The organism is Lysinibacillus sp. K60 (assembly GCF_019731275.1).
GTDB classification, from domain to species: Bacteria; Bacillota; Bacilli; order Bacillales_A; family Planococcaceae; genus Lysinibacillus; species Lysinibacillus capsici.
Genome location: NZ_JAASJR010000019.1, coordinates 46531 through 55135, shown reverse-complemented (window position 1 = coordinate 55135; position 8605 = coordinate 46531). Strand labels below are relative to the sequence as shown.

Genomic DNA, 8605 nt, shown 5'->3' with positions numbered 1-8605 from the left:
CTCTCCATAAAAGAAATTTGATTAGCTCAAATTGTTTTGCTGGCATCATGTTTGATGTCCAAAATTGCGTTTCGTTCCCTAACCGAAGCTAGTTACTTAAAACTTTATTGATTACGTTTTGCTTGTTCAGTTTTCAAGGTTCATTTAGCAACCATCTCTCGACAGCAACTTTTAAATTATAACATTTCTTCTCTTTCGTTGTCAACACTTTTTTGAAATATTTTTCAAATCATCGGAGACAACTTTTAAATTATATTATAATCAATTGTTTATGTCAACATCTTTTTTCAAATTGTTTTTGAAGTTCGATGTCGTTGATTGCATTGTCTTAACGACAAGTAATAATTTATCACGTTGGAAAGCACTTCGCAAGTGTTTTTTAAACAAAATCTAATTTTATTTAATAAACTTGCTTTAATAAGCTATTTTGCGCATTTACGAGAATCGTGAATCATAGTATCTTTCCTTATTTATTATTTGTTTTACTATACATCTCTTTCTATTAAATCTCAATATCTTAAATTACAATACTACTTACTTTTCAAGTTAAATATAGCTCATAAAAAACTACAAATTTAAATATGTTGTTTAAGTCTTAGAAGGTTTTATAAAAATGCAATAAATGAAAATAAGCAGGCGCTAAAGTAGAAGTACTTTAGCGCCTGCTTATTTCTAATATGTCCCTATTTTATTTCATTACCTTGAGGGTCAACTATATTTAAACACCACAAGAAGTTATCCCATGCAGAATACCAGCCACTAAAGATTTCAGAAGAATCGTCCCAACGAACATCAAATTTCTTATGGCCATCTATTTCTACTAAATATAAAGTAAGAGTCTCGTCTTTTTTAGCAACGACTAATTTCATACCATGCTCGAGTTCTTCCTCTGTAAACGGAACATCAGAAACAGAACGTAATTGTGCCTGTTCATATACTTGTTTGTTAATAATTTTGTAATTCATTATAAGCCCCCAATAAAATACTTCTTTTTTATACTTATTGTATTTGAAAAACATAGAACTATAAAAGTATAACCTAAATATAAACCACGTTTAAACAACTTAATTTTTTTCATTGAACAAAAAGAAGAGAACTCACTATCATGTGAATTCTCCTCTTAATCCATTGACTGCTCTTTAATAGCTCTATAAAGAGCCTACGCAGCAATTTATTTTGTAATATGACGCATTGTTGGGAACAATAATACATCACGAATTGATGGTGAATTTGTTAGTAGCATAATTAAACGGTCAATACCAATACCTAAACCACCTGTTGGAGGCATACCGTATTCTAATGCTTCAATGAAATCATTGTCCATTTCATGTGCCTCATCATTACCTGCTTCTTTTTCTGCCAATTGTGCTTCAAAGCGTTGGCGTTGGTCGATAGGGTCATTTAACTCAGTGAAAGCATTGGCGTGCTCACGACGAACGATAAATAACTCAAAGCGATCTGTAAAACGCTCGTCCTCTGGATTTTTCTTCGCAAGAGGTGAGATTTCTACCGGGTGACCATATACAAATGTAGGCTGTACAAGCGTCTCTTCTACTTTCTGTTCGAAGAATTCATTGATAATATGACCTACTTCGTGAACATCCTTTACTTCAACTCCATGCTCTTTAGCAAGTGCTTGTGCTTGTTCTTTTGTCATCGGCTGCCAGAAGTCTACACCTGTTGCCTCTTTTACAGCGTCAACCATATGAACTCGTTTCCAGCCTACAGCAAGGTTGATTTCATCTTCACCATATTGAACGGATGTTGTACCAAGAACTTCTTGGGCTACATGTGCAATAAGGTTTTCAGTTAGAGACATGATATCTTGATAATCAGCAAATGCTTCATACAGTTCAATCATTGTAAATTCAGGGTTGTGGCGTGTAGAAATTCCTTCATTACGGAACACACGTCCGATCTCGTAAACTTTCTCTAAACCACCAACTATTAAACGTTTTAAATGCAATTCGATGGCAATTCGCATATATAATTCCATATCAAGGGCATTGTGATGCGTAATAAATGGACGAGCAGCTGCGCCACCAGCAATTGTGTGAAGCATTGGTGTTTCTACTTCTAAGTATCCAGCATTATCTAAGTAATTTCGTATTGCACGAATAATTTTCGAACGCGTGATAAATGTCTTTTTGCTATCTTCGTTTGTCATTAAATCTAGATAACGTTGGCGATAACGTTGCTCAACATCCTGCAAGCCGTGGAATTTCTCTGGCATAGGACGTAGCGCTTTTGTAAGGAATGTGAATTCCTCAGCCTTTACAGAAAGTTCTCCCACTTGTGTACGGAACACGTTACCACGCACACCAACGATATCTCCTAAATCAGCTTGTTTAAATAATTCATACGCTTCTTCGCCTACATGATCTTGACGAACATAAATTTGTATTTGACCATTTAAATCTTGAATATGTGCAAAGCCAGCTTTTCCTTTACCACGTTTCGTCATAATACGGCCCGCAATAATTACCTCTTGAAGGTTTTCCTCAAGCTGTTCTTTTGTTTGATCTGCAAATTGCTCACGTACTTCTGTTGATAAATGTGTACGCTCAAAACGGCTTCCAAATGGATCTTGTCCATTTTCTAGTATCGTTGTCATCTTTTGGCGTCTCACCAATAGTTGATCATTTAATTCTTCTATATTTGACACTTGTTTCACTCCTTAAGTAAATTGTCCGCGTTTACGTCCATAATATTTCTATTGTACACAATTTCAGTGCTGTAATCATCTGTTTCAATTTATTTTCAATCCAATACAAAATAATTAATAATTCTAAAAATTAAAGGTGTTGCTGACAAGGCGCCTCTATCAAATTATAGAGACGCCCATAATAAAAACTATATAATTAATTCTTTGACTTCTGGAACAATCAATTTAGTTTCGCTTTCTTCATACTCCTGTACAAGACTATTTAATAGTACTCGAAGTTCTGCCGCCGTTTCTGTTTGGTTAATAGCATTGCGGGCCTTACCATTGCCACGGATTCCTTTTAAATACCATGATGCATGCTTACGCATTTCCCGTACTGCAATTCCTTCTCCCTTTAATTGAAGAAGTCGTTCAAAGTGTAGTAAACATACGTCCATTTTTTCTCGTACACTTGGCTCTTCTTTTAATTCACCAGTTGCTAGGTATTGAACCGTACGATAGATCATCCATGGATTACCTAAAGCAGCACGTCCAATCATTACTGCATCTACACCTGTAGTTTCCAGCATACGTTTAGCATCTTGGGGTGTTTCCACGTCACCATTACCTAGCACAGGAATGCTGACATTTTCCTTCACTTGACGAATGTAATCCCAGTTCGCTTTACCTTCATACATTTGTACACGTGTACGACCATGAACTGCTACTGCAGCTGCACCTGCACGCTCAACAGCTTGAGCGTTTTCAATTGCAAAGATATGTTCTTCATCCCAACCAATACGCATTTTTACGCTAACAGGCTTTTTAACAGCATCCACAACAGCCGCTACCATCTCATATACTTTATTAGGATCAAGTAGTAAACGTGCTCCCGCTTCACATTTTATAATTTTATTAACAGGACACCCCATGTTGATATCAATAATATCAGCAGTCGTATTTTCATCCACATATTTCGCTGCTTCCACTAAGGTTTCTTTATCTCCACCAAAGATTTGCAGTGAAAGAGGATTTTCACGTTCATCGATATAAAGCATACCTAATGTTTTTTCATTTTTTTGGACAATGCCCTTATCACTAATCATTTCAGCGTATACGAGACCTGCCCCAAACTCCTTAACCGTTAATCGGAAAGCAGAGTTACAAATCCCAGCCATTGGCGCTAATACTACTCGGTTGTCCATGACAATATCGCCAATTTGAAATGGCTTGTCTGTTGACTGACCCAACGTTTTTCTTCCTCCTCTATAGGCTTTACCTATTTTCTCTATCTATCGTTAATGCTATACGCTGATAATCCATTCCTATACAAATACTTAATTTACCGCTGACGGCTCATTAAAGTGGTTCCAGAAGATTACGCCTTCCTTTTCACAATCCATTTGCTGTAACAGATCATGCGCTTGTTGTAGCTGTTCATCGAATGGTGATGGTGTAATCTCTACAAGTGGTACTAGGACGAACGCTCGCTCGTACATTCTTGGATGAGGAACAATTAAATTCTCCGTTTCAATATTCTCTTGATTGTAAAGTAAAATGTCAAGATCAATAACTCTTGGGCCCCAGCGGAATTCTCTTACACGCCCTAATTCCTGTTCGATTTCTTGGCAAATATTCAACATCTCAACAGACGATATAGCTGTTTTTAGATGAACAGCTATATTTAAAAAATCTGCCTGATCCGTATAACCTACAGCAGCTGTCTCAAAGACAGATGAAACACGAATCAACTCTAGTTCCTTCTTTTCCTTTAAAAGGTCTACTGCGTGCTGAAGATTCTCATATCTCTCCCCCATATTTGTTCCGATAGATAAATAGACATCCTTCATTAGAAAACACCCCTCGTAACCTCAACAGAGACTTCTTTATAATAGCCATGAATAGGGGGGTCTGGTTTAATGAGCTCTACACGAACTCCTTTTACTTTATCAGGATAGCTTGCTAAAATCACATTTGCTATTTTCACAACAAGAGCCTCAATAAGCTTAAACGGTTCGCCCTCTACAATATCCCGACATAACGCATATACCTCTGCATAATTAACGGTATAAGAAAGATCATCCGTTTCACCAGCTTTTGTCATGTCTACTGCAAGCGAAACATTTGCTCGAAAGCGTTGGCCTAGAGTAGTTTCAGCTGCTAATACACCATGATAACCATAGAACTGCATGTCCTTTAAATGAATATAATCCATCACGCTTCCTCCTTAAACAAACGTTTACCCACTAATACATCCGTCATATACGTTGCCCGCGCCATTTCCTTTACATCATGAACTCTTATCATATGACAACCCTTTTCAATTCCATAAACCACTGTTGCGCTTGTCCCTTCAAGTCGCTCCTCAACAGGTAAGTTCAGGACATTACCAATCATTGATTTACGTGATGTTGCTAATAATACGGGATAGCCCATAGCCACTAAATCCGATAAGTGTTGCATCATAGCTATATTTTGTGCAGTATTTTTAGCAAAGCCGATACCTGGATCTAAGATGATATGATGATCGGGAACTCCCGCTTGCTGTGCAATGGCAATACTTTTTTCTAAATCTGCCTTTGCAGTCGTCCAAAAATCAACACCATAATCCATATTTTCACGATTATGCATTAAAATGATCGGAACATGTAAGTCTGCAGCAACCTGAGCAATTTCTGGTTCTGCCTTTGCTCCCCAAATATCATTGATGATGTGTGCGCCCGCTTCAATTGCGGCACGCGCCACACTTGCTTTATACGTATCAACTGAAATAATGACCTTTACTTCCTGTGCTAACGCTTGAATAACAGGCACGATGCGTGCAATTTCATCTTCATCTGAAATTCGTTCGTACCCAGGACGTGTAGACTCTCCACCTACATCGATAATTTTTGCTCCTTCGGCCACCATTTTTTTTGCTTGAGTAACAGCAGCCTCCACATTGTTATACTTTCCTCCATCAGAGAAGGAGTCCGGTGTAACATTTAGAATCCCCATAACAAATGTTTCTTGTCTATAGTCTAATGTAATACCATTAATCGTTAATGGTTTCGTATATTTTTCTAGCATGTAAACGCTCCTTCTATCCTCGTTCCACTTCTTGAACAAATGCGCTATGCAAAATGGAATAAATAGGTCCTTTATTGCCTAAAAATGGCTGGTTCTCCAAGCTACTAATAGGCACAAGTTCTTGTACTGAATTGGTAATGAAGCATTCCGTACTTTGTAGTAAATCCTCTTTTGTATAAAAGCCTTCCTGTACGTCAAGGTTTAGCGCACTAGCCTTTTCTATAACCCATGCACGAATAATTCCTGGTAAAATACCTGTCTCCAAGGAAGGAGTATATAGTATATCATTTTTTATCCAAAATATATTTGATGTCACACCTTCAGCTACATAGCCTGATTCTGTTAAAAAGAAACCTTCTTGTTGGGCCAGTGATGGCATTTCAAAGCGACCAAGCACGTTATTGCCGTAATGGTGCGATTTAACACGAAAGGCTTGTTCAGGTGTATTGCGTGGTATGGTAAGCCATTGTGCAAACTTTTCAGTACCACGCGGTGTGTCTTGAAGTTCCTTGCGAAAAATGATGATATTAGGTTGTCTATATTCTGTTGGCTGTAATCCAATATTATGTTCACCCGCAGATACATTTAAACGGAAGTAACCATCCTGACCGCCAGCAAGTTGATTTAGTTGTTGCACAGCCTCAAGTAATACACTTTCAGAATAGTTTAAATAAATGTGATATTGTGATAAAGCATGCTGTAATCTTTCCATATGTGCTTCCCAGTAAAATACCTGACCACCATATGTTCGGAACGTTTCAAAAAATCCTAATCCATATAAAAATCCATGATCAAATGGCGAAATTCTCAGATCCTGGGCCGCCATATAGTTTCCGTTCATCCAGCACTGCATCTATTTCACTCCTTCTACATACATTTCTATAAATTGGCGAAGTAGTTGTTTCCCTTGCTCGGTCATAATGGATTCCGGATGATATTGTACACCCTCAATAGGATATTCCTTATGACGTAAACCCATAATTTCTCCTTCTTCTGTCCAAGCTGTTACTTCTAGACACGCTGGTAATGTCTCCTTATCGACAATAAGAGAATGATAGCGAGTTGCTTGGAATGGATTTGGCATGCTTTTATGCAAACCTACTTCAGCATGCAGCACGGGTGATGTCTTCCCATGCATTAAACGTTCCGCTTGTATGACATGACCACCAAACACTTGTGCAAGTGCCTGATGTCCAAGACAAACCCCTAAAATCGGAATATTTCCCGCGAAATATTTAATAATGTTCAGGCTTTCCCCTGCCTCATTTGGACTACATGGCCCTGGAGAAATAACAATCATATCTGGCGCAAGTTGTTCTATTTCTTCTACTGTAATAACATCATTACGTTTTACTACTATGTCATGACCAAATTCGCCCAAATATTGGACGATGTTATAAATAAATGAATCGTAGTTATCGATCATTAAAATCATTTTACTCGCTCCTCTGCCATTGCCTTTGCCTGCCACATTGCCTTCGCTTTATTTAAAGATTCCTGATACTCTCTTTCCGGAACAGAGTCAATGACAATGCCTGCTCCAGCTTGAATATGCGCAACCCCATCTTTTACAAACGCTGTACGGATTACAATATTAAACTCCATATCACCTGTAAAGCCTAGCCAACCGATCGAGCCTGTATATAAACCACGTCTTACAGGCTCCAATTCTTCAATAATTTCCATAGTGCGGATTTTTGGTGCTCCTGTAATTGTGCCACCTGGGAACATCGCACGAATAACGTCTGCATTCGTTTTCCCTTCTGCTATTTCTCCACGCACATTCGAAACGATATGCATAACATGTGAATAGCGCTCAATAACCATAAACTCATCCACTTTCACTGTTCCATAGGTGGATACACGTCCTAAATCATTGCGCTCTAAATCCACTAACATCACATGCTCAGCACGTTCTTTATCATTATCAATTAATTCTTGAGCCAATGCTAAATCTTCCTCTTCGGACTTTCCTCTTGGTCGAGTGCCAGCTATTGGTCTTGTCGACAACTCATTGCCTTGACGCTTGACTAGTAACTCTGGCGATCCAGAAACAACAGAGAAATCAGGTGCTTCAATATAAGCCATATATGGTGACGGATTAAACGCTCGTAGTGCCTCATAGACATCTAGTGCAGTTGCATTGAGTTTCTTAGACTGACGCACAGATAAATTCACCTGAAAGACATCACCTTGCGCGATATACGTTTGGATTTTTTTAACCGCTGCCTCGAAATCGTCGCCTGCAAATGAAACAAGCAACTCATTTTCATCATTCTTAACTTCTATAGCGGTTGTTTTCTCAAATTTGCGCGCGTCTAATCCAGCCTGTGCTGCAACCTGCCAGATGTTAGCCCATTCTTCCAAGTTAACCTCATTCTCTTCTAACTTCATAAGTGTCACGGTATTCGTTTTCACATCATGTACGGCCCAGCAATCAAAGATATAATAATAGATATCTGGCACTTGTAAATCATCTGTTGCTGTATTAGGAAGCTCCTCAATTTTACGAGCATAATCATACGACACAAATCCAATAGCCCCTCCCTGAAAAACAGGTAGCTCTCCATTATAAGAAACCTGATATTCCGCCACAAGCTCTTCCAGTAAGTCGAGGGGCTCACCTTGTAAAACTTCCTGTCTGCCATTTCTCCAATTGACCAAAAGCCCACCCTCTACTGATCGTGCGGTAGCTAATGGATTCCACGCAGCTATTGAAAAATGTCCACCACGTCCACTTTCTAAAAACACATGCGCTTGCTGAGTCTCTGTCTGCCTTTTATAGCTATAAAAAAATGAATCTGCATCCATCGTTAATGTTTTTGTAAGTATTGTTTTCAAGTTATTTTCCCCTTTAAACATATGCTGTGATTCCATCTTAACTTGATTATT

The 8605-nt window shown here is 38.4% G+C and carries 9 protein-coding genes; all 9 read right to left on the bottom strand.

The window, feature by feature from the left end; genetic code table 11:
• Positions 1 to 683: 683 nt before the first annotated feature.
• Entirely contained in the window at positions 684 to 965 is a 282-nt protein-coding gene (locus HCH28_RS24075) for a hypothetical protein (protein WP_221683415.1), read from the bottom strand.
• 206 nt (positions 966 to 1171) lie between these two features.
• Positions 1172 to 2674, bottom strand: coding sequence for a lysine--tRNA ligase (lysS, locus tag HCH28_RS24070; protein WP_221683414.1), 1503 nt, complete (start codon positions 2672 to 2674; stop codon positions 1172 to 1174).
• 179 nt (positions 2675 to 2853) lie between these two features.
• Positions 2854 to 3894 (bottom strand): tRNA dihydrouridine synthase DusB, encoded by a 1041-nt coding sequence (dusB, locus tag HCH28_RS24065; RefSeq protein ID WP_221683413.1) that lies wholly within the window; start codon positions 3892 to 3894, stop codon positions 2854 to 2856.
• A gap of 87 nt (positions 3895 to 3981) precedes the next feature.
• A complete protein-coding gene (gene folK / locus HCH28_RS24060; RefSeq protein WP_221683412.1) occupies positions 3982 to 4494 on the bottom strand; it encodes a 2-amino-4-hydroxy-6-hydroxymethyldihydropteridine diphosphokinase in 513 nt (170 codons plus the stop codon).
• Positions 4494 to 4859: a dihydroneopterin aldolase gene (gene folB / locus HCH28_RS24055; protein WP_221683411.1), complete on the bottom strand. Its 366-nt coding sequence runs from the start codon at positions 4857 to 4859 to the stop codon at positions 4494 to 4496. The genes folK and folB overlap by 1 nt, the downstream gene beginning before the upstream one ends.
• Positions 4859 to 5713, bottom strand: coding sequence for a dihydropteroate synthase (gene folP, locus HCH28_RS24050; protein ID WP_221683410.1), 855 nt, complete (start codon positions 5711 to 5713; stop codon positions 4859 to 4861). Before folP ends, folB begins: the two co-directional genes overlap by 1 nt.
• A 13-nt stretch (positions 5714 to 5726) precedes the next feature.
• Complete coding sequence (gene pabC, locus HCH28_RS24045; RefSeq protein WP_221683409.1) at positions 5727 to 6566, bottom strand: aminodeoxychorismate lyase; 840 nt, start codon at positions 6564 to 6566, stop codon at positions 5727 to 5729.
• Positions 6567 to 7148, bottom strand: coding sequence for an aminodeoxychorismate/anthranilate synthase component II (gene pabA / locus HCH28_RS24040; RefSeq protein ID WP_221683408.1), 582 nt, complete (start codon positions 7146 to 7148; stop codon positions 6567 to 6569).
• The gene (gene pabB, locus HCH28_RS24035; protein WP_221683407.1) at positions 7145 to 8575 is read right to left on the bottom strand and encodes an aminodeoxychorismate synthase, component I; all 1431 of its coding nucleotides are present in this window, start codon (positions 8573 to 8575) and stop codon (positions 7145 to 7147) included. The genes pabA and pabB overlap by 4 nt, the downstream gene beginning before the upstream one ends.
• Positions 8576 to 8605: the final 30 nt, after the last annotated feature.